Raw genomic sequence first — 229 nt, 5'->3', positions numbered from 1 at the left:
ATGACAAGGGTTGCGCTCGTTGCGGGACTTAACCCAACATCTCACGACACGAGCTGACGACAGCCATGCAGCACCTGTGTGAAGGTTCCCTTTCGGGCACTCCCCAATCTCTCGGGGATTCCTTCCATGTCAAGGGTAGGTAAGGTTTTTCGCGTTGCATCGAATTAATCCACATCATCCACCGCTTGTGCGGGTCCCCGTCAATTCCTTTGAGTTTTAATCTTGCGAC

The 229-nt window shown here is 52.4% G+C and carries 1 rRNA gene; it reads right to left on the bottom strand.

What is annotated here, in order from left to right:
- Positions 1-229, bottom strand: a 16S ribosomal RNA gene (locus AC6H42_RS25620); the annotation flags it as partial.

The organism is Massilia sp. NBRC 108631 (assembly GCF_059704565.1).
The sequence above is the reverse complement of the archived record's forward strand: the minus strand, read 5'-3'. Positions and strand labels throughout refer to the sequence as shown.